This window comes from Streptomyces sp. JLBJ103 (assembly GCF_058215575.1).
The window spans coordinates 6,352,676-6,373,435 of record NZ_CM177089.1; the positions used below are offsets into that span (position 1 = coordinate 6,352,676).

Consider the following 20,760-nt stretch of genomic DNA (forward strand, 5'->3'; position numbering starts at 1 on the left):
CACCCCCACGGCGGTCCGTCGGCGGCCGGTTCAGGCGATCCGCTCCTTGGTGAGCGAGATCCTGGCCTCCTCGACCGCCTCCTCGGTCATCTGGCCGATCCGCACGGTGAGGGTGAGCCGCTCACCGGTCTCCCGCTCAGTGGCCACCACGGTGAGCAGCCCCGAGGTGTCCAGCGCGAACTCGCACTGGATGGGCCAGCGCTCGGGCTTGTCCGGCGGGATGTCCAACTCGCCTTCGGCGACCGCCGTGTTGTGGCCCAGCTCGTCCGACTCGACCGCCCCGGCCTGCTCCATCACCTTGATGAGTACCTTCCGCTGCCCGGCGCGGATGGTGTAGAAGTCCTGCACCACCGCGACCGGCAACGAGTCGTTGGCGTGCACCAGATGGGTCACATAATCCCGCTCCAGGTCCAGGTCCCACACCTGGATGCCGTAGCCGCGTGAGGCGACGGTGGAGATCGTGTACGGCTGGTGGGTGATCCGGCCGGTGTCCGGCACCTGGGGTGCCTCCTCGGCGGACACCTCCCCGCTGTTGATCACATACAGCGCGCGGTCCAGGGCGTACAGCGAGGCGCCGCGGGCCACCGCGAGATCCGGGTTGTGCAGCCTGGCGTCGAAGCCGAACTCCTCGCGCAGCCGCCGGGCCACGGCGGGCATCTTGGTGGCCCCGCCCACCAGCAGCACGTCGTCGAAGCGCGCCACACCGCGCTCCCGGGCCAGCTCCACGGTGCGCCGGGTGAGGTCGACGGTGCGGTCCAGCAGATCCCGGGTCAGCTCCTCGACCAGCTCCTGGGTCAGCTCGACCGGTTCCACCAGCCCCTGGTGCATCACCCGGACCGTATAGCTCCCCCGGAACGACAGCGCCTTCTTGGCCTCCTCGGCGTCCTTGCGCAGCTGGGTCTCGGTCTGCGGATCGGCCAGCGGATCGCCCGCGTCGGGGAACCTGGTCCGGAAGGCGTCCACCAGGTGGAGCACCAGCCGGTCGTCCCAGTCGGATCCGCCGAGCTCCTTGGCGCCGTCGGTGCACACCACCTTCAGCTCGGTGCCGCGCAGGGTCAGCACCGTGGTGTCGAAGGTGCCGCCGCCCAGGTCGTACACCAGGATCGCGCGGTCGCCGCCGTCCGCGCCCGCGCCCAGCGCGCCGTAGTCGAGGGCGGCCGCGATGGGCTCGGCCACCACGTCCAGCACCCGCAGCCCGGCGATCTCGCCCGCCTTGCGGGTGGCGTCGCGCTCGGCGATCCCGAAGTACGCGGGCACCGTGATCACCACGTCCCGCACCTCATGGCCGCCGCTGACCTGTGCGTCGTCGGCGAGTTTGCGCAGGATGCGGGCGGAGATCTCCTCCGGGGTGAACGACCGGCCGTGGAACTCCCGGGACACCGCCTCGCCCATGTCCCGCTTGATCAGCTGCACCACGGCGTCCGGGTCCACCACGGCGGCGTCCTTGGCGGACTGGCCCACCACGGTGCCGTCCCCGCTCTCGAAGTACACGACCGAGGGGGTGGTGTCCGAACCCTCCAGATTCCGCAGCACGGTGGGTCTGCCCACATCGTCCACACAGGCGATGCAGGAATAGGTGGTTCCCAGGTCGATGCCGTAGACGGCCATTCGTGCCCCCTCCGCTGTGCTTCCCTGCCCCGATCACTACCCCGCGGACGGCGGAGTACCGCCGGGCCGCTCCCAGCGCGCCACCACGACCTCGGCCTTGCGCACCACCCGCTCGCCCTGGGCGAATCCGGCCGCCACCACCCGCGCGACGGTGCGGTCCGCGTCCTCGGAGGCGGCCTCGGCGCGCCCCACCGGGCGGTGGCGCGCGCTGTCGAACGGCTCGCCCTCCTCCGGGGCGTACGCCTCGGTGCCGGTGCCCACGAGGGTGTCGGCCGCCTCGTCGGCCAGCGCCCGCAGCAGCGCCCGCAGTTCGGCGGTGCCCAGCGGGGCGTCGATCTGCTCCGCCTGCCGCAGGATGCGGTCGTGCAGCCGGATCAGACCGTGGCGTACGAGATCGAGGGCGGCGTCCAGCTCACCGCGGCGCAGCTCCTGGAGCTCGGTGTGCAGCCGGGTGATGATCTCCTCGCGCCGGTCGGCGAGATCCTGCTGACGCGCCAGCGCGGCGGTGAACTCCGCCGCGGCGCGCTCCAGCCCGCTGTCCTGCCCGGCCTCTGGTGCCGGACCGTCCCCGGCCTCCGGTACCGGACCGTCCCCGGCCTCCGGTACCGGACCGTCCTCGGCATCCCGTGCCGGGTCGTCGGTCGTCGTACTCTCGTCCGTCTCCGGCACGCGCGCCCCCCGAGTCTGTGCGGCGTATCAGACCCTAGCGCAATCGCCGTAGCCGAGGGCAGAACTGCTGCCGTGCCGCGCGGAGTTGGTCAGGACAGCAGCTTGTCCAGGGTGATGGGCAGTTCGCGGACCCGGACGCCGGTCGCGTGGTACACCGCGTTGGCGATGGCCGCGGTCGTGCCGACGATGCCCACCTCGCCCGCGCCCTTGGCGCCCATCGCGTTGGTGTGCGGATCCCGCTCGTGCACCCAGTGCGCCTCCACCGTGTGCACATCGGCGTTGGCGGCGATGTGGTACTGCGCGAAGTCGTGGTTGACCACATGTCCGAACCTCGGGTCGAGCACGCTGTGTTCGTACAGCGCCATCGACATCCCCTGCGTCATCCCGCCGATCAGCTGGGAGCGGACGGTCTTGGGGTTGATGACCCGGCCCACGTCGAACATCCCCAGCAGCCGGGCCACCCGCACCTCACCGGTGTCCTGGTCCACCCGCACCTCGGCGAACTGGGCGCCGAAGCTGTGCATGGCGTAACGGTCCTCGTCGGGGTTGGCGGGCATGTCCGCGGTGACCTCCAGGCCCTGTGCCGGGACCGTGCCGCCGTGGTCGGACTCCAGGACCTCGTGCAGCCGCGCCGCCGCCGCGCAGATCGCACTGCCCCAGCTGCTGATGCCGGAGGAGAACCCGGCCACCGACGCGGGCGGCAGCGCGGTGTCCCCGATGCGTACCTCCACCTGCTCGACCGGGACCTCCAGCGCGTCCGCCGCGATCTGGGTGAGCGCGGTCCAGGCGCCGGTGCCCAGGTCCGCGGCGGCGATCAGCACCCGGTGGTGGCCGTCGGGGGTGGCCCGGATGGTGGCGCTGCTCCCGGGCAGCCGGGGCGAGGGATACGTCGAGGCCGCCACCCCGCTGCCCAGCAGCCAGCGCCCGTCCCGGCGCGCGCGGGGGGTGGGATCGCGCCGCTCCCATCCGGCCCGGCGGGCGCCCTCGCGCAGACAGTCCACCAAGTGGCGGCTGGAGAACGGCAGTCCGGACTCCGGGTGGACCTCCGGCTCGTTGCGGATGCGGAACTCCACGGGGTCCATACCGCAGGCGAAGGCCATCTCGTCCATGGCCGACTCCAGCGCGAACATCCCCTGCCCCTCGCCCGGCGCCCGCATGATGGTGGGCACCGGGATGTCCAGGGGCGCCAGCCGGTGGGTGGTGCGCCGGTTGGGGGCGGCGTACATCATCCGGGTGCACACCGCCACCTGGTCCGCGTACCCCTTGGCCTTGGCGGTCTGTTCGGCCACCTCGTGGGAGACGGCGGTGAGCCGGCCGTCGGCGTCGGCGCCGAGCCGGATCCGCTGGATCGAGGCCGGGCGATAGCCGACGAGCGCGAACATCTGCTGGCGGGTCAGCGCGAATTTCACCGGACGGCGTACGGTGCGGGCGGCCATCGCGGCCAGCACGGCGTACGAGTGGGGGAAGACCTTCGCGCCGAAACCGCCCCCGACATGCGGGGAGATGACCCGGACCCGGTCCGGTGGCAGCCCCAGCACCCCGGCGATCAGCGTCTGGCTGAACGACGATCCCTGGGTGGAGCAGTACACCGTCAGCGCGCCGTCGTCCCAGCTGACCACGGCGGTGTGCGGCTCCATCGGGTTGTTGTGGTACATCGGCGTGGTGTAGGTGGCGTCCAGCCGGACCTGGGCCGAATCCAGCGCCGCGGCCACATCCCCCAGCACGCTGTCGGCGGGCGAGCCGTCCTGGAGTTCGCCCGCCTCCATGCCGAACACGGCGGCGTGCACCGGCTTGCGGAGGTCCTCGCGGTCCGCGCGGAGCACCACATCGTGCTCCCGCGGCGCATAGGCGAACCGGACCAGACCCGCGGCGGCGCGCGCGGCCTCCAGGGTCTCGCCCACCACGGCACCGGTGAACTGGCCGCGCCAGGCCACCTCGTCGGTCTGGAGCACCGCAAGCTCGGGGTCCTCGGGCCGGGTCAGCGAGGGCGCGTTGAGATGGGTGAGCACGGCCAGCACGCCGGGTTCGGCCTCGGCCGCCTCCGTGTCCACCGCGGTGATCCGCCCGGCGGCGATCGTGGACTGGAGGGGGTGGAGATATACGGCGTGCTCGACGGGCCATTCGAAGGCGTAGGTGGCGGTGCCGGTGACCTTCTGCGCGCCGTCGATCCGGTCCAGCGGGCTGCCGATGGCGTGGGGCCGGGCGCGGACGTCGCTCATCGTCTCTCCTGAACCAGTTCGAGCAGCACGCTGACGAGGGTGTTGCGGGCGAGCGGCACCTTGAACGCGTTGCCCGGCAGCGGGCGCGCCGGGGCCAGTTCGGCGGTCGCCGCCTCCCGGAAGCTCTCCCGGGTGGCGGGCGCGCCGCGCAGCGCCGTCTCGGCGGTGGTGGCCCGCCACGGCTTGTGCGCCACTCCGCCGAGCGCGATCCGCACGTCCCGTACGGTGCCGTCGGCCACGTCCAGCGCGGCGGCCACCGAGACCAGCGCGAAGGCGAACGACGCCCGGTCGCGCACCTTGCGGTAGCGGGAGGCGGTCAGATGGGGCGGCGGGGGCAGTTCGACCCCGGTGATCAGCTCACCGCGCTCCAACACGGTGTCCCGCTCGGGGGCGTCTCCCGGCAGCCGGTGCAGCTCGGTCACCGGGATCCGCCGCTCCGCGCCCGGTCCGCGCACCGTGACCACCGCGTCCAGCGCGGCCAGCGCCACCGCCATGTCCGAGGGGTGGGTGGCCACACAGGCGGGCGAGGAGCCCAGGATCGCCAGATCGCGCTGATAGCCCTCCAGCGCCGAACAGCCCGACCCCGGTTCGCGTTTGTTGCACGGTGTGGTGACGTTCTGGAAGTACGCGCAGCGAGTGCGCTGGAGCAGATTGCCGCCGGTGGTGGCGACGTTGCGCAACTGTCCGGAGGCGCCCGACAGCACGGCCTGGGAGAGCATCGGATAGCGCCGCCGGACCCGGTGGTCGGCGGCCAGGTCGCTGTTGGGCACGGCGGCGCCGATGCGCAGTGCCCCGTCGGGCAGTTCCTCGATCCGGTCGGAGGTCAGCCGCGTCACGTCGATGAGCACCTCGGGGGTGGCCACCTCCAGGCGCATCAGGTCCACCAGATTGGTGCCCCCGGCCAGGAAGGCCGCATCCGGCTCCTCCGCCACGGCGGTGACCGCGGAGGACACGTCGTCGGCGCGTTCGTAGCGGAAGGGTTTCATCGGTGCGCCACCTCCGCGATGGCCGGGACGATGTTGGCGTACGCGGCGCAGCGGCACAGGTTGCCGCTCATCCGCTCGGCGATCTCCTCGTCGTCCAGCACCACATCGGTGGCGCTGGGGTCCTTGCTGACCGCGCTCGGCCAGCCCGCCTCCGCCTCGGCCAGCATCCCGGCGGCCGAGACGATCTGGCCGGGGGTGCAGTAGCCGCACTGGAAGGCGTCATGGGCGATGAACGACCGCTGGAGCGGATGCAGACCGCCGCCATTGCCATTGGCCAGACCTGCCGCGGTGACGAGGTCCGCGCCCTGGTGGGCCACGGCCAGCGCGAGGCAGCTCAACGCCCGCCGGCCGTCGATCAGCAGGGTGCAGGCGCCGCACTGTCCGTGGTCGCAGCCCTTCTTGGGGCTGGTGTTCCCCAGTCGTTCGCGCAGGGCGTCCAGCAGCGTGGTACGGGTGTCGACGATGAGCCGGTGCTCGGCGCCGTCCACCCGCAGCGTGATCTCCACGTCCATGGTCCCGTCCTTGATCGTCGGTTCCGCCCTTGATCGTTGTCTCTCCGGGATGTCGCGCGGCTCTGCTCAGTATCGGACATATGTGCACTGATCGCCCGTCCGGCGGTGGTTGCCTCGCGTCTTGACGCCGTCTGTGCCCGGTGATTCCATGTGGCTCATCCACTGAGCCACTGGGGGAGGATGAACGTGGAGGCACTGCCCCGCGAAACCATCGTCGACGTCCTCGAGAACCGTCTGCGGGAGGACATCTTCACCGGCCGCCACCCGGCGGGCACCCTGCTCCCGCCGGAGCGCGAACTTGCCGAGGGCTACGGGGTCACCCGCACCACCCTCAAGCACGCCTTCGGCCGTCTGATCCAGGCCGGACTGCTGGAGACCCGGCACGGCGTGGGTACCCGGGTGCGCGACTACGCCCGGCTCGGTGGCGCCGATCTGCTGCCCATGCTGGTGCGGCACAGCCCCGACTGGATCGGCGAGATCTTCGAAGTGCGGCGCTCCGTGGGCGCGTTGATCGCCGAACGGGCCGCCGCCCGCGCCACCGACGGGCAGAAAGTCGAACTGCGCACCCTGCTGGCCGCGGTGGGCGAGGCGGAGGACACCGACGCGGTGCAGCTCGCCGATGTCGAGGTGCACCGGGCACTCGCCCGCGCCACCGGCAACCGCGTCTACGCCCTGCTCACCAACACCCTCTTCAACGCCTATCTGCCCGTACGCACCGCCCTGGCCGGGCCGTTCACCGACCCGGCCGCCGCCCGCGCCCGGCTGGCACCGGTGGTCGAGGCCGTGGTCCGGGGCAACCAGCGCGCCGCCCACCGGGCCGCCGAGGCGTATCTGACCGCCACCGAACGCATCATGCTGGAGGGCCTCGCGTGAGCACGCGTACGACCACCCCGGAGCGCACCGGCCCGCCCGGAGCCGAAACCGCCCGCGCACCGGAACACCCCCGCCCGTCCGGCCGGGGCACCACCTTCCGCGAAACCATGCTCGGCCGGATCCGCCTCGACGACGAGGACCGCGACCGCCCGGTCCGCCTCGATCTGCATGCCGCGGCCGACCGGGTGCCGCACCCCCTCGGCACCACACCGGCGCGGCTGACCGGGCGGATACGTATCGCCGGGTGGGCCGACGACCCCGAGGCCGTCGGCACACTGGAGATCTCCCCGCTCGCCAGGCGCCGGATCCGCTACCGCATCGGCTTCACCGCGGACGGCCGCCGGTTCACCCTCGACGGCTGGAAGTCCATCAGCCCGCGCCGCCCGCTCGCCTCCATGACCGTGCTGCCGTACACCCTGTACGAGGACGGCACGGCGGTGGGTACTGGCACCGTACGGTTTCCCCTGGCCACCCAACTCCTGCCGTTCCTCGCGAGCTTCCGCTTCCCGCGCCGCGAGGACGGCGCCCCGCTGGTGGCCCCCCGCTGGAGAGGCACCCCCGGCCGTACCGAGGTCTGGTACACCACCGTCACCGACCCGGCCACCGGCACCGGGCTGTGGCTGCACCATGAACTCGTCGCCCCCGCCGACGGATCCCCGCCCTTCGCCCACGGCTGGGCCGCCGCCTTCCCCCAGGACGGTCCGGTGCGCCACACCCGCTTCGGCCCCACCCCGTGGACCCGCCCCGCCGAGGGATTCCGCGGCGACGGCGTCCAGGCCGTTCCCGGTCAACTCAGCGGAATGGCAGGGGGGTTCGGATGGCGGCTGGCCGAACAGGCCACCGACGCACCGCTGTACACCTTCCCCCGGTGGTCCTGGCGGCGCCCCCTGCTGCCCGCCGCCCAGCTCCTCCCGGCCGCCCGCGCCCGCTACACCGGAACCTTCGCCTACCAGGACACCACCCTCACCCTCGACGGCGCGCCGGGCGCCTCGGCCCGGATCTACGGCCACGGCAACGCCCACCGCTGGGCATGGCTCCACGCCGACCTGGGCGACGACGGCGTTCTGGAGATCGTCGCCGCCGTCTCCACCCGCCCCGGACTGCGGCGGCTGCCCCCGCTGGTCTTCCTGCGGCTGCGCCACCGCGGCCGTACCTGGCCCCGGCGGGCCGAGCGCACCGCGGTGGGCTGGGCCGGGCTCGGGCGGTTCCGCGCCGATGTCGGCCTGCCCAGCTGGACGGTGACCGGACGCGCCGGGCTGCGCCGGATCCGCGTCGGGGTCACCCAGCCCGCGGAACGGACCCTGGCCCTGGACTACGCCGACCCCGACGGCTCCCCGGCGGTCTGCCGCAACAGCGAGCGCGCCGACGCCCACATCCTGCTCGAACGGTGGTGGGGAAGGTGGCGCACCGAAGCCGTCTGGACCCTGGACGGCACCGCGCACGCCGAGGTGGGCGGCCGATGAGCCCCGACACCCCCCGCAGCGCCTTCTGCGGCGCCGCCACCCGCCTGCGCGCCCCGCACACCCGCGGCAGTCTTGACGGCCTCGTCGCCGCCCTCCTCGCGGACGACGGCGCCACCCCGTGGCCAGGCAGGGTGCCCCGGCGGCTGGAGTCCGTACTCGCCGCCATGCCGCTGCCCGCCCGCGCCGGAGTGCGCACCGCCGCCGCCGCGCTCGACGCCTACGCCCTCGCCACCACCGGCCGCCGGCTCATCGCCCTCGGCCCGGCCGAACGGGAGCGGCTGCTCGGCTCGCTCGGCGCCCGGTCCGCGCTGCTCCCGCTGCTCGACGTGGTCAAGATCCCGGTCCTGCTCGCGGCCGGAACCGAGCGCATGCTCGACCACGGCGGCCACCTGCCGGGTACGGCCCTCCCGCGCCAGGACCCCCCGCTCGACTGCACCCCCGCCGACGCCTGGCCCGCCCGTACCACCACCGACGCCGTGGTCATCGGCTCCGGTGCCGGCGGCGCCATGGCCGCCCGCACCCTCGCCCGCTTCGGACTGCGCGTGGTGGTCCTGGAGGAGGGCCACCACCACTCCACCGACTCCTTCGGGAAACGCACCCCGCTGGACCGGTTCACCGAGCTGTACCGGGACGGCGGCGCCACCGTGGCCGTCGGCAACCCGCCTCTGCTGCTGCCGGTCGGACGGGCCGTCGGCGGCACCACCGTCGTCAACTCCGGCACCTGCTACCGCACTCCGGACCATGTGCTCGACCGGTGGCGCCGCACCTTCGGCTTCGAGCTCGCCGACCGCTTCGACACGGCGCTGGACGAGGCCGAGAAGACCATCCGGGTCGCCACCCAGCCGGTCGACGTGCTCGGCAACAACGGGCTGCTCGCCCTCATCGGCGCCGAACGGCTGGGCTGGCAGGCGTCGCCACTGCGCCGTAACGCCCCCGGCTGCAAGGGCTCCTGCCAGTGCGTCGTGGGCTGCCCGACCGGCGCCAAGCAGAGTGTGCAACTGTCCGTGCTGCCCGACGCCTGCGCCCACGGAGCCCGGATCGTCACCGGCGCCCGGGTACGGCGGATCCTCGTCGAACGCGACCGCCCCGGCGGCCCGCGCGCCGCCGGGGTCCAGGCGCGGCGGGAGGACGGCGATACGTTCGAGATCCTCGCCCCGCTCGTGGTCGTCGCGGCGGGCGCCCTGGAGACACCCCCGCTGCTGCGCCGCTCCGGACTCGGCGGCCATCCGATGCTCGGCCGCAACCTCAGTGTGCATCCGGCGACCAGTGTGGCCGGGCGGTTCGACCGGCCCGTCACCGCGTGGGAGGGGGTGCTCCAGAGCGTCGGGGTGGAGGAACACCACTCCGACGGCATCCTCATCGAGGCCACCGCCACCCCGCCGGGCATGGGCTCCTTCGTCCTCCCGGGCCTCGGTGGCGCGCTCCGCCGCGAACTGGAGACCTCCGACCGGCTCGCCACCTTCGGCGCCATGATCGCGGACCGGCCGTCCGGCCGGGTACTGGGCCGCAACCGCACCCTGCTCCGCTACGGTCTGGACCGCCGCGACGCGGGCCGACTGGTGCGGGCGGTACGCGCCATGGGCGAACTCCTTCTCGCGGCGGGCGCGGAGGAGGTGCTCACCGGAATCCCCGCCACACCCCGGGTGCGCAGCCTCGCCGAACTCGATGCCGCGCTGGCCAAGGTGAGTGTGCGTCAGCTGCATCTGTCGGCGTTCCACCCCACCGGTACGGCCGCGGCGGGCGCCGATCCGCAAGCTGCCCCCGCGGACCCCGCGGGACGGCTGCGCGGGGTACGGGGAGTGCTGATCGCCGATGCCTCGGTGCTGCCCAGCTGCCCCGAGGTCAATCCGCAGCTGTCGATCATGGCCGCCGCCCTCGCGGTGTGCGAAGCCCATCTGGAGGGCGTGGAAACGGCCGTGGCGGTCTGCGGCGGTGTCGAATGACCGGTGTGTCCGGCCGGTTGCTCCTCCGCGCTCAGCGCGACACGTCCGGCAGCGGTTCCCCCGGCGGCATGTTGTACGGGGTGACGACCTGGATCGCGGACGGCGGAAGCGGCGCGGTGTCCGCGGGCAGCGCGCCATGGGCCCGCATCACCAGCCGGCACGCGTAGCGCAGGTCCTGCCGCAGATCGTGGTGGAGCACCGCGGACAGCCGCCCCTCCCGCAGCAGCCGGGTGTTGTCGTGGTCGAGGTCATGGGCGATGAACACCGCGCACTCCCGCCCGGCCGCCTCGAACGCCTCCAGCGTGGCGATGTTGCCGCCACCGATCGAGTACACGGCGCGGATCTCCGGATCCCGGGCGAGGGCGTTGAGCGCCAGCTCGCGCTGGGTGGCGGCGTCCAGCCCGTCGCCCTCGGAGATCTCCACCACGGTGCGCTGCGGACACAGCGCCCGCATGGCACCCCGGAAACCCATCTCGCGCTCCTCCTCATTGCGGAAGAAACCTCTGCTGAGGCTGGTGAGCACATGGCCGGGGCGGTCGCCCAGCCACTGCCCGATGAGATACGCGGCGGTGGCGCCCGCCGCGCGGTTGTCGATACCGACATAGGCGATCCGGCCGCTGGTCGGCAGGTCCGTCACCAGGGTGACCACCGGAATCCCGGCCTCGGTGAGCCGGGCGACCGCCGCCGTGACCTCGGGGACGTCAGGGGCCTTGAGGATCACCCCCTGCGACTGCCGTTTCTTCGCGATCCGGTCCAGTGTGGCGGTCAGCCAGCCGACCGGCCCCGTCTCACGGAAGTGGAATCGCGAGCGCAGCACCGCCGGGTGCAGCGACGGCAGCTCGGCCTCCAGCGCCGTCCGCACGGCCGTGGAGAAGCGCTCGGGCGCCTGCATCACTATGTCGATCATGAAGGTGCGCCCGCCCAGCCGGACCTGGTCCCGCTGCCGGTGCAGATCGGTGATGGCCTGGTGCACCTCGCGTGCGGTGCTCTCCCGCACCCCGCCCCGCTGGTTCATCACCCGGTCGACGGTGGCCTCGCTCAGCCCGGCCTGGCGGGCGATCTCCCGGAGCGGAAACGGATGGGACGGCACGGCGGCTCCTTGAGGGGTTTTTGATGGGCTTCTGCCGATTGCCCGAGGGGTGCGGGTGTCACAAGAATGACATCGCACCGCCGCCGCGCCACCCCCGAAAGGACGCCGATGTCCGCCACCCCCGCGGCCGCCCGGACCTGGCTGTCCGAGGCGGACTGCGATCTCGACGCCTTCCGGGCCCTGGTCGAGCGCACCACCGACCCGGCCACCTGTCCGTATGCCGTGGGTGTCGAGCACGGTGTGCCGGTCTACGACAGCGACCGGGTGCGCACTGCCGCCGCCACCCCGGACGGCCGCCGCGCCATCCAGGCCGAACTGGTCCACGCCCTCGCCGACGGCTCCGGTGTGGTGGTGTTCCGCCGCGCCTTCCCCGACGCCGCGGTGATGGACCGTGCCACCCGGGCGTTCCACGCCCTGATCGACGAACAGCGCGCGACCGGGACCGCCGCCGGGGACCACTTCGCCGCGCCGGGCACCAATGACCGGGTGTGGAACGCCCTGGAGAAGCTGGCCGTCCGTGACCCCGAGGCGTTCGCCGACTACTACGCCAACGACATCGTCGCCCTGGTGTCCACCGCGTGGCTCGGCCCCGGCTACCAGATCACCTCACAGATCAACGTGGTCAACCCCGGTGGCCCGGCGCAGACCGCGCACCGCGACTACCACCTCGGCTTCCTGTCCAACGCCACCGCCGCCGGCTACCCCGCCCATGTCCACCGGCTCTCCCCGGCGCTCACTCTCCAGGGCGCGGTCGCCCACGGCGACATGCCCGTGGCCTCCGGACCCACGCGCTACCTGCCCTACTCCCAGACCTTCGAGCCCGGTTATCTGGCCTGGCGGCTGCCCCGCTTCCAGGAGTACTTCGAGCACCACCACATCCAGCTGCCGCTCACCCAGGGCGACGCCGTGTTCTTCAACCCGGCGCTCTTCCACGCCGCGGGCGCCAATCGCACCACCGGGGTGCGGCGGATGGCCAATCTGCTCCAGATCTCCTCCGCCTTCGGCCGCGCCATGGAAACCGTGGACCGCCGGGCCATGACGGAGGCCGTCTTCCCGGTGCTGCGCGACCGCAAGGCCCGCGGCGCCGCGCCGGAGTGGCTGCACACCGTGATCGCCGCCTGCGCCGACGGCTATACCTTCCCCACCGACCTCGACCGCGACCCGCCGGTGGACGGGCTCGCCCCACCCACCCAGGCGGACCTGATGCAACGCGCCCTGGACGAGAACTGGACGTCCGAGGCGCTCGGCCAGGCCCTGCGGGCCGCCGCCGACCGCCGCCACGGCTGAGACAACACCGTTGAGCCAACACGGCTGAGCCAACACGGCCAAGAGCACACAGCTGAGACAAGGAAAGACATCATGGGACTCCTGGAGAACAAGGTCCTGCTGGTCAACGGCGGAAGCCAGGGCGTCGGCGCGGCCATCGCCCGCGCGGCCGCCCGCCAGGGCGCCCAGGTGGCCGTCAGCGGACGGCGCCCCGGCCCCGGTGAGGAGCTGGTGGCCGAACTGACCGCGGACGGCGCCACCGCCACCTTCCTCCGCGCCGATCTGTCCGACGCCACCGAGGCGAAGGGTGTGGTGGAGCAGGTGGTGGCGGCCTACGGCCGGATCGACTGCCTGGTCAACTCCGCCGGGCTCACCTCGCGCGGCTCGCTGCTGAACACCACCCCGGAGCTCTTCGACGCCCATATGGCGATCAATCTGCGTGCCCCGTTCTTCGCCATGCAGGCCGCGGTCGCCGACATGGTCGAGCGCAAGGCCCCCGGCACCATCGTCAACATCATCTCCAACTGCGCCCACGGCGGCCCGCCCCATCTCGCCGCGTACTCCACCGCCAAGGCCGGACTCGCCGGGCTCACCCGTAACGCCGCCCACGCCCACCGCTGGGACCGCATCCGGATCAACGGCCTCAACATCGGCTGGACCGCCACCGAGGGCGAGGACGTCACCCAGCGCACCTTCCACGGCGCGGGCGACGACTGGCGCGAGGAGGCCGCACGGGCGCTGCCCATGGGCAAGCTGGGCCAGCCCGACGAGATCGCCGACTTCGCGGTCCTGCTGCTCTCCGACCGCAGCGGTGTGGTCACCGGCTCGGTCATCGACTGGGACCAGAACGTCGTCGGCGCGCTCGACTGACGCCCCTCTCATTACCCCACCTCACAGAACCACCCCCTAAGGAGAAGCGACAGCCATGCGCATCGGCATCATGGGACTCGGCCGGATCGGCGCCTTCCACGCCGAGACCCTGAGCGGACTGGACGCCGTGGAATCCCTCGTCGTCACCGACCCCTACGCGGACACCTCGGCCCTCGCCGCACGGCTCGGCGCCACCGTGGCCGACTCACCCGAAGCCGTCCTCGCCGCCGGAGTGGACGGTGTGGTCATCGCCGCCGCCACCGACGCCCACCCCGGTCTGATCCAGGCCGCCGTGCGGGCAGGTGTCCCGGTGTTCTGCGAAAAGCCCGTCGCCGGAACCATGAAGGAGGGCGTCGAGGTGCGGCAGGCGGTGAAGGACAGCGGGGTGCCGATCCAGATCGGCTACAACCGCCGCTTCGACACCGGTTTCGCCGCCGCCCGCGCGGCCGTGGCAAGCGGTGAGCTGGGCCCGCTGCACACCGTGCGGTCCACCACCCTGGACCCCGCGCCGCCGCCGCCCGCGTACATCGCCGCCTCCGGTGGCATCTTCCGCGACTGCTCGGTCCACGACTTCGACATCATCCGCTGGGTCACCGGCCACGAGGTCACCGAGGTGTACGTCCGGGGCAGCAACCGCGGCGCCTCCTACATCGCCGAAGCGGGCGACGCCGACACCACCGCGGCCGTCCTCACCCTGGACGACGGCACCCTCGCGCTGGTCTCCAACAGCCGCCACAACGCCCGCGGTTACGACGTCCGTATGGAGCTGCACGGCTTCCAGGACAGCATCGCCGTGGGTCTTGAGGACAAGCTGCCGCTGCGCTCCGTGGAGCCCGGCGCGACCTTCCCCGCCGGGGTGCCGCACGACTTCTTCATGGACCGCTTCGCCGCCGCCTACCGCGCCGAACTCACCGCGTTCACCGAGGTCGTCGCGGGGACGCGGCCCTCGCCGTGCACCGTGGAGGACGCCTTGGAGGCGGGCTGGATCGCCGAGGCGTGCACCCTGTCGCTGCGCGAGCGCCGCGCGGTCACGATCGAGGAGGTCCGCCGCGGATGACGGGAGCCACCGCGCCCCTGCGCATCGGCGTGCTGGGCGCGGCCCGTATCTCCGCGCTGTCCGTCGTCGCCCCGGCCCGCGCCACCGGCCACCGGTTGGTGGCCGTGGCCGCCCGCGACCGCGGCCGCGCCGAGCGGTTCGCCGCCGAGCACGGGGTGGAACGGGTGGTGGACGGCTACGCCGAGCTGGTGGCCGACCCCGAGGTCGACATCGTCTACAACCCGCTCGCCAACGGTCTGCACGGCCCCTGGAACCTGGCCGCCCTCGCGGCGGGCAAGCATGTGCTCACCGAGAAGCCCTCGGCGTGCAACGCGGAGGAGGCCGCCGAGATCCGCGATGCCGTCGCCACCGCGGGCACCGTCTTCATGGAGGGTTTCCACTACCTGTTCCACCCGGTCACCCGGCGGCTGCATACGCTGCTGGACTCCGGTGAACTCGGTGAGCTCCGGCATGTCGAGACCATCATGGCGATGCCCGCCCCGCCCGACGGCGATCCGCGCTGGTCGCTGTCGCTGGCCGGTGGCGCCCTGATGGACCTGGGCTGCTACAGCCTGCACGCGCAGCGGATGCTCGCCCCCTGGGCCGGTGGCGTGCCCCGGCTGGTGGCCGCCCGGGGCGCGGAGCGGCCGGGCGCCGAGGACGTCGACGAATGGCTCGACGCCGAACTGGCCTTCCCCGGCGGCGCCACCGGCCTCGCCCGCTGCCATATGGCCGCAGGCGAGTGGCGGATGAGCTGCCGGATCACCGGCACGCTCGGCGAGGCCACCGCGCTGAACTTCGTCCAGCCGCATCTGGACGACCGCGTCGTGGTGCGCACCCGGGCGGGGGAGCGGACCGAGGAACTCGGCCGCCGCTCCTCGTACACCTACCAGCTGGAGGCGTTCGCTGACGCCGTACGGCACGGCACTCCGCCGCCACTCGACGCGGACGACGCCCTGGCCACCATGACCCTGGTCGACGCCTGCTACCGCGCCGCCGGCTTCCCGCCCCGCCCGCGGGCCCTCTGACCCACCCTCGCCACCGGTCCGGTCGGCCGCCCTCACGAGCGGTCGGCCGCGGCCTCCAGATGCGGCAGATAGTGGTCCATCCGGTCCCGCTTGGTGCGCAGATAGCTGATGTTCTCCTCGCGCGGCGGGGTCAGCAGCGGCACCTGCTCGCTGACCTCGATGCCGTGGCGCAGCAGCGCCTCCCGCTTGAGCGGGTTGTTGGACAGCAGCCGCACCGACCGCACCTGGAGGTCGTGCAGCATCTCCGCCGCCACCTGGTAGTCGCGGGCGTCGGCGGGCAGCCCGAGGGCGAGATTGGCCTCGACGGTGTCCATGCCCTCCGCCTGGAGCTGCATCGCCTGCAACTTCGAGAGCAGTCCGATGCCCCGGCCCTCATGGCCGCGGAGGTAGATCAGAATGCCGCGGCCCTCGCGGGTGATGGTGTTCAGCGCGGCCGAGAGCTGATCCCCGCACTCGCAGTGCTTGGAGCCGAAGGCATCTCCGGTCAAGCACTCCGAATGCAGCCGGGTAAGGACGTCCGCACCCTCGACATCACCGTATACCAGGGCTATTTGTTCATCCCCGCGATTGAGGTCGAGGTAGCCGACCGCGCGGAATTCGCCATACACGGTGGACAGTTGGAGATTCGCCACGCGCTTGGCACCCGCGGTGCGAGCACTGGAGTCGACCACGCTATCACTTACTGTCATGTCCCGATCCTATCTGGCAAACTGCCTGCGGTGTAGGTGAAAATGGCGAGCACGTGTCAACACGTTGCCCCGGTGTACGAACGAAAGGCCCGAGAAAATGAGCAGTTCGGGAACGCGACCACAGGTCCCGGATCTTCTGCCGATGGATACGACGGAGGACGTCCGGGCCCGGGGAGCCCGGGTCGCCGTTCTGCCCGTCGGAAGTTTCGAACAGCACGGCGCCGGGCTTCCCTTGATCACCGACACGGTCGTGGCCTGCGCCATCGCCAGTGAGATCGCCGCGGCCCACCCGGTGCTGGCACTTCCCCCGATCACCGTCTCCTGTTCGCACGAGCACGCCGGCTGGCCGGGCACGGTCAGCATTTCCGCCGCCACGCTGCACGCCGTCGTCCGGGACATCGCCGATTCGCTGCGGGCGGCCGGCGTCCACGCTCTCGCCGTGGTCAACGGACACGGCGGGAATTATGTGCTGCGGAACGTGGTTCAGGAATCCGTGGGCACCGGTATGCGCATGGCACTTTTCCCGGGTTCGGCCGACTGGGCGGCCGCGCGCGAACGGGCCGGAGTGCAGACGCCGTCCAACACCGATATGCATGCGGGAGAAGTGGAGACTTCCATCCTCTTGCGAGTCCGCCCGGAACTCGTCCGGCCCGGCCAGGAAAAGGCCGACTGGATAGCGGATGACCGGAAGCATCTGCTCACCCTCGGTATGTCCGCCTATACGGAGTCCGGGGTCATAGGCCGCCCCTCCCTGGCCTCCGCCGAAAAGGGAAAGGCACTTCTCGCCGGTCTTGTCGATTCCTTCGATGAGTATCTCTCCTTGCTCGGCGCCCGGGAGGAGACGCGATGACGGACCGCACTGCCGTGCTCGACGCGGCGCGCGCATGGGATCTGCTGCGCGCGGTCCGGACCGGGGCGGAGGCCGGGGCGGCCGGTCTGGTCCGGGACGCGGACGGTACGTACCGGTGGCGGCAGCCCGCTTCGCCGGAAGCCGGGGAGCTGGCCGCGCGCTACGCCCCGCTGTGCCTGGCCGGACCCCGTCTGGTGGTGGCCCAGCTCGGCCAGAGCCTGGACGGTTTCATCGCCACGAGCACCGGCGACGCCGACTACGTCACCGGCGAGGAGGACCGCCGCCATCTGCACCGGCTGCGGGCGCTCACCGACGCGGTGCTGGTGGGCGCCGGAACCGCCGCCGCCGACGACCCCCAACTGACCGTCCGCGCCTGCGCCGGTGACCATCCGGTGCGTGTTGTGGTCGATCCGCATGGCCGGGTTCCCCTCACTCGCCGGGTGTTCACGGACGGCTCAGCGCCGACGCTGTGGGTGGTGGCCGCCGACAGCGAGCGCCCGGCCATCCCGGACGGCGTGGAGGTGCTGACACTGCCGGACCGCGACGCGTTCGCCCCCCACCGCCTGGTGGACGTACTCGCGCGGCGCGGCCTGGGCCGGATACTGGTCGAGGGCGGCGGGGTGACCGTGTCCCGCTTTCTGCACGAGCGGGCGCTGCACCGGCTCTACGTCACCGTGGCGCCGGTCCTGATCGGCGATGGTGTCCCCGGACTCCGGTTCGCCGGTACCCCGGTGCTGCGGGACGCGCTCCGACCGCCCGTGCGCCGAGGTGTCCTCGGCGAGGACACCCTCTTCGAACTCGACCTGGGGACGCCGCAGTCCGGCGATCCACTGCCCGATGAGCACCGCGACACCGGGCAGGCTCGCCGCGAAGGTGAGCACCCCGTACACCACGGCGACCGAAAGACCCTGGCCCGCGCCGAGGCCCGCCGTGCCGAAGGCCCAGGCGGTGACACCCTCCCGGGGTCCCCAGCCGCCGACGTTCAGCGGCAGCGCCATCGCGATCAGGGCCAGCACCAGCAGCGGCACCAGCACGGCGACCGGCGCGGTTGACCCCGCGGCCCGCGCCGCCAGCAGGAACATGGCCACATGCCCGGTCAGCACCACCGCCGAGGCCACCGCCACCCCCGGCCAGCTGCCGCGGGCCAGCAGCCCGCGGCGCGCCTCGGCCAGCGCGCCGCGGAGCGCCCGCCGCCCCCGGGAGGGGCCGGCCGCTCCGCGCCGCCGCGACCACACCGCCAGTGCCACCAGACCCGCGGCCACCACGGCCAGGACCGGTACGGCGCCCGGGGCAGCGGCCACCCGGCGGGTCTGCTCCAGCGCCACCGCCGGATGCGCCAGCAGCAGCACCATCCCCACCGCGATCAGCACCACCTGGCCCGCGACCCGCTCCAGGACCACCGCGCGCACCCCCCGCCCGACATCACCGGCGGTGCGCCCGTGGCGTACGGCGCGGTGCACATCGCCCAGCACCCCGCCGGGCAGCGCCGCGTTGAGGAACAGCGAGCGGTAGTAGTCCGCCACGGCCCGGCCCAGCGGCAGCCGGATCCGCAGACCCCGTGCCACCAGACACCAGCGCCATGCGCTGAACACCGTGGTGAGCAGGCCCAAGCCGAGGGCGCCCAGCAGGGTCGGCCCGTCGATCCTGCGCAGCCCGTCGACAAACGCGCCCGTGCCCAGCCGCCACAGCAGCACCACGAGGATGGCCGCACCGGCCACCGCGCCGAGCCGCGCCCGGACCGCCCCGCTCATGCCGCCGCCTCCACCGCTGCGGGCAGCGCCAGCAGATCGCGGTGGTGCACCACCACCCCCAACCCGCCCGCCTCGCACACCGCCAGACGGCGCCGCAGATACGCCTCGGCGCGCGCCCCGAGGTCCGGCCGCTGCTCCTTGGCCGCACCGACCCAGCCCCGTAGCCACTCGGCCGTCAGCGCGGACTCCTCCGGGCCCAGCCGCCACGGGCTGCTCTGTGTCCGGACCACCGCTCCCCGCCGTTCGAACGCCGCGGTGGCCACCGTCACCGCGTCCGGACCCAAGCGCACACCACGGCGCTGATGGGCGTTGAACGCGTCCAGGATCTCGTCGTCCAGCGGATCCGCCGGAGTCAGCTCCACCCGTCCCACCACCGACAGCGCCAACAGCACCGGACACCCGGCTTCCGCACACAGCGCGGCGAGTCGGTCCACCTCCTCGCGCGTCAGCACGTCCAGCAGCGCCGAGGCGGTCACCAGTGAGGCACCGGCCAGATCGTCGGCGGTCAGCCGTCCCAGATCGCCGCGCCGCGTCCCGACCGCCACCGGGGTGCCCTGGGCATCGCACGGCGGCTGTTCGACGGCCCGCTGGAGCAGCCGCGGATCCCGGTCGTGCAGCACCCAGCGCTGCGGCGCGGGCAGCCGGGGCGCCAGCCAGCGGCCCATCGACCCGGTGCCGCAGCCCAGGTCGTGCACCACCAGCGGACCGTCGGGGCCCGGCCGCGCCGCGAGATGCGCCCGCAGCGAGTCCACCAGCTCCGGTGCGCGGGCCGCCGCGTCGGCACCCTCGCGCAACTGAAGCCAGTCGGGGGTGTAGCGCGGTGTGTCGGTCGCCGTCACGCGGCCCTCCCGGTGTCCCGGCGGAGCCGGTCCAGCGCCGTGGCCAGACTCCGCGATGTCATGTCCCACCCGTCCAGGGCGGTACGCCGTCCGGCCGCGGCCTCCCGCAGCCGCCGTCGCGTGGCGGGCTCAGCCAGCCAGCGGCGCAGCGCGGCGGTGAGCGCCTCCGGATCCTCCGGGTCGACGAGCATCCCCGGCACACTGCCGTCCGGCGCCTTGCCCACCGCCTCCGGCACCCCGCCCACCTCGGTGGCGAGCACCGGAATGCCACGGGCCAGCGCCTCGGTGACCGCCATGCCGTAGGTCTCGGCGTGCGAGGGCAGCACCAGCAGATCGGCGGCGGCGTAACTGGCCTCCAGCTCCGCGCCGGAGCGCGGTCCGGCCAGCCGCAGCCGGTCCTCCAGACCCGCCCGCCCGATCAGCTCCCGCACCCGGCCCACATAGCCGGGGTGCCGGTCGAGACCGCCCACGAAGGTGCACTCCCACGGCAGATCGCCGATCCCGGCCAGCGCCTCGATCAGCCGGCGCTGGCCCTTGCGCGGGGTCACCGACGCCACACACAGCAGCCGGGTGCCGTCCTCGCTGCCCTCCGCCGACGGCCCCGTATCGGCCCCGGGCGCGGCCACATGCACCTGCCCCGGGGCGAGCCCGTGCAGCTCCACCAGCCGCCGCGCCGCCCAGTCGCTGGTGGCCACCACCGCGCCCACCGCGCGCAGGGTCCGGCCCTCCAGGGCCTGGAGATCCGCCGACCGGCCCGGGGCCAGCCCGGTCTCGTCCCCCAGCGGCAGATGCACCAGCACCGCCAGCCGCAGCCGCCGCGCCTCGGGAACGATGAGATACGGCACGGCGCAGGCCACCAGACCGTCGAGGAGGACCACACTGCCGTCGGGCAGCTCCGCCAGGGTCCGGGCCAGTTCGGCGCGGGCCCCGGCGGTCGGCTGGGGCCAGGCCCCGGCCATCGCGTGCTCGTGCACCTGCCAGCCGGTACCGGGCAGATCGCGGCACACCCGCAGGTCGTAGACATTGCCACCGCTCGGCGCGGTGGGATCGTGCACATCGCCGGGCATC

The 20,760-nt window shown here is 73.1% G+C and carries 17 protein-coding genes and 2 pseudogenes; 9 read left to right on the forward strand and 10 right to left on the reverse strand.

Features of this window, described 5'->3' with window-relative positions; all coding sequences use genetic code 11:
* Window positions 1–30: 30 nt before the first annotated feature.
* The 5 genes from AC4BEG_RS28010 to AC4BEG_RS28030 form a co-directional block, all read right to left on the reverse strand.
* Window positions 31–1,608 (reverse strand): Hsp70 family protein, encoded by a 1,578-nt coding sequence (locus tag AC4BEG_RS28010; protein ID WP_490702499.1) that lies wholly within the window; start codon window positions 1,606–1,608, stop codon window positions 31–33.
* 36 nt (window positions 1,609–1,644) lie between these two features.
* Window positions 1,645–2,277 (reverse strand): nucleotide exchange factor GrpE, encoded by a 633-nt coding sequence (locus AC4BEG_RS28015; protein WP_490702500.1) that lies wholly within the window; start codon window positions 2,275–2,277, stop codon window positions 1,645–1,647.
* Window positions 2,278–2,366: 89 nt separating this feature from the next.
* Window positions 2,367–4,496, reverse strand: coding sequence for a xanthine dehydrogenase family protein molybdopterin-binding subunit (locus AC4BEG_RS28020; RefSeq protein ID WP_490702501.1), 2,130 nt, complete (start codon window positions 4,494–4,496; stop codon window positions 2,367–2,369).
* Entirely contained in the window at window positions 4,493–5,482 is a 990-nt protein-coding gene (locus AC4BEG_RS28025; RefSeq protein WP_490702502.1) for an FAD binding domain-containing protein, read from the reverse strand. Before AC4BEG_RS28025 ends, AC4BEG_RS28020 begins: the two co-directional genes overlap by 4 nt.
* Window positions 5,479–5,994, reverse strand: a complete 516-nt coding sequence (locus tag AC4BEG_RS28030) for a 2Fe-2S iron-sulfur cluster-binding protein (protein WP_490702503.1) — start codon at window positions 5,992–5,994, stop codon at window positions 5,479–5,481. Before AC4BEG_RS28030 ends, AC4BEG_RS28025 begins: the two co-directional genes overlap by 4 nt.
* Before the next feature lie 180 nt (window positions 5,995–6,174).
* Here AC4BEG_RS28030 and AC4BEG_RS28035 point away from each other — a divergent pair, with 180 nt between their 5' ends.
* From AC4BEG_RS28035 to AC4BEG_RS28045, 3 genes are read left to right on the forward strand one after another with little or no spacing between them, the layout of a single operon-like run.
* Window positions 6,175–6,867, forward strand: coding sequence for a FadR/GntR family transcriptional regulator (locus AC4BEG_RS28035; protein WP_490702504.1), 693 nt, complete (start codon window positions 6,175–6,177; stop codon window positions 6,865–6,867).
* A complete protein-coding gene (locus AC4BEG_RS28040) occupies window positions 6,864–8,330 on the forward strand; it encodes a tocopherol cyclase family protein (protein WP_490702505.1) in 1,467 nt (488 codons plus the stop codon). The genes AC4BEG_RS28035 and AC4BEG_RS28040 overlap by 4 nt, the downstream gene beginning before the upstream one ends.
* Complete coding sequence (locus AC4BEG_RS28045) at window positions 8,327–10,273, forward strand: GMC family oxidoreductase (protein WP_490702506.1); 1,947 nt, start codon at window positions 8,327–8,329, stop codon at window positions 10,271–10,273. Before AC4BEG_RS28040 ends, AC4BEG_RS28045 begins: the two co-directional genes overlap by 4 nt.
* Before the next feature lie 31 nt (window positions 10,274–10,304).
* Here the strand turns inward: AC4BEG_RS28045 and AC4BEG_RS28050 are convergent, their stop codons facing one another.
* Window positions 10,305–11,363, reverse strand: a complete 1,059-nt coding sequence (locus AC4BEG_RS28050; protein WP_490702507.1) for a LacI family DNA-binding transcriptional regulator — start codon at window positions 11,361–11,363, stop codon at window positions 10,305–10,307.
* Between the two features lie 108 nt (window positions 11,364–11,471).
* Between AC4BEG_RS28050 and AC4BEG_RS28055 the strand changes: the two genes are divergently transcribed.
* From AC4BEG_RS28055 to AC4BEG_RS28070, 4 genes are all read left to right on the forward strand, one after another.
* Window positions 11,472–12,650 carry a phytanoyl-CoA dioxygenase family protein gene (locus AC4BEG_RS28055; protein ID WP_490702508.1) on the forward strand — a complete coding sequence of 393 codons (1,179 nt, stop codon included), beginning with the start codon at window positions 11,472–11,474 and terminating at the stop codon, window positions 12,648–12,650.
* A 72-nt stretch (window positions 12,651–12,722) separates the two neighbouring features.
* Window positions 12,723–13,499, forward strand: a complete 777-nt coding sequence (locus tag AC4BEG_RS28060; RefSeq protein ID WP_490702509.1) for an SDR family oxidoreductase — start codon at window positions 12,723–12,725, stop codon at window positions 13,497–13,499.
* 55 nt (window positions 13,500–13,554) lie between these two features.
* Window positions 13,555–14,556, forward strand: coding sequence for a Gfo/Idh/MocA family protein (locus AC4BEG_RS28065; protein WP_490702510.1), 1,002 nt, complete (start codon window positions 13,555–13,557; stop codon window positions 14,554–14,556).
* Window positions 14,553–15,563, forward strand: a complete 1,011-nt coding sequence (locus AC4BEG_RS28070; RefSeq protein ID WP_490702511.1) for a Gfo/Idh/MocA family protein — start codon at window positions 14,553–14,555, stop codon at window positions 15,561–15,563. Before AC4BEG_RS28065 ends, AC4BEG_RS28070 begins: the two co-directional genes overlap by 4 nt.
* A 32-nt stretch (window positions 15,564–15,595) precedes the next feature.
* On the opposite strand, the gene ribA is transcribed toward AC4BEG_RS28070, so the two are convergent.
* Entirely contained in the window at window positions 15,596–16,252 is a 657-nt protein-coding gene (gene ribA / locus AC4BEG_RS28075) for a GTP cyclohydrolase II (RefSeq protein WP_490702512.1), read from the reverse strand.
* A gap of 97 nt (window positions 16,253–16,349) precedes the next feature.
* Between ribA and AC4BEG_RS28080 the strand changes: the two genes are divergently transcribed.
* On the forward strand, window positions 16,350–17,102 hold the full coding sequence (locus AC4BEG_RS28080) for a creatininase family protein (RefSeq protein WP_490702513.1): 753 nt from the start codon (window positions 16,350–16,352) through the stop codon (window positions 17,100–17,102).
* Window positions 17,099–17,743, forward strand: a pseudogene (locus AC4BEG_RS28085) (RibD family protein); the annotation flags it as partial. The gene AC4BEG_RS28080 and the pseudogene AC4BEG_RS28085, both read left to right, overlap by 4 nt.
* Before the next feature lie 171 nt (window positions 17,744–17,914).
* Here AC4BEG_RS28085 and AC4BEG_RS28090 read toward each other — a convergent pair.
* From AC4BEG_RS28090 to AC4BEG_RS28100, 3 genes and pseudogenes are all read right to left on the reverse strand, one after another.
* A pseudogene (locus AC4BEG_RS28090) lies at window positions 17,915–18,853 on the reverse strand (lysylphosphatidylglycerol synthase transmembrane domain-containing protein); the annotation flags it as partial.
* A complete protein-coding gene (locus AC4BEG_RS28095) occupies window positions 18,850–19,761 on the reverse strand; it encodes a class I SAM-dependent methyltransferase (protein ID WP_490702514.1) in 912 nt (303 codons plus the stop codon). The pseudogene AC4BEG_RS28090 and the gene AC4BEG_RS28095, both read right to left, overlap by 4 nt.
* On the reverse strand, window positions 19,689–20,759 hold the full coding sequence (locus AC4BEG_RS28100) for a glycosyltransferase family 4 protein (RefSeq protein ID WP_490707232.1): 1,071 nt from the start codon (window positions 20,757–20,759) through the stop codon (window positions 19,689–19,691). The genes AC4BEG_RS28095 and AC4BEG_RS28100 overlap by 73 nt, the downstream gene beginning before the upstream one ends.
* Window position 20,760 lies beyond the last annotated feature (1 nt).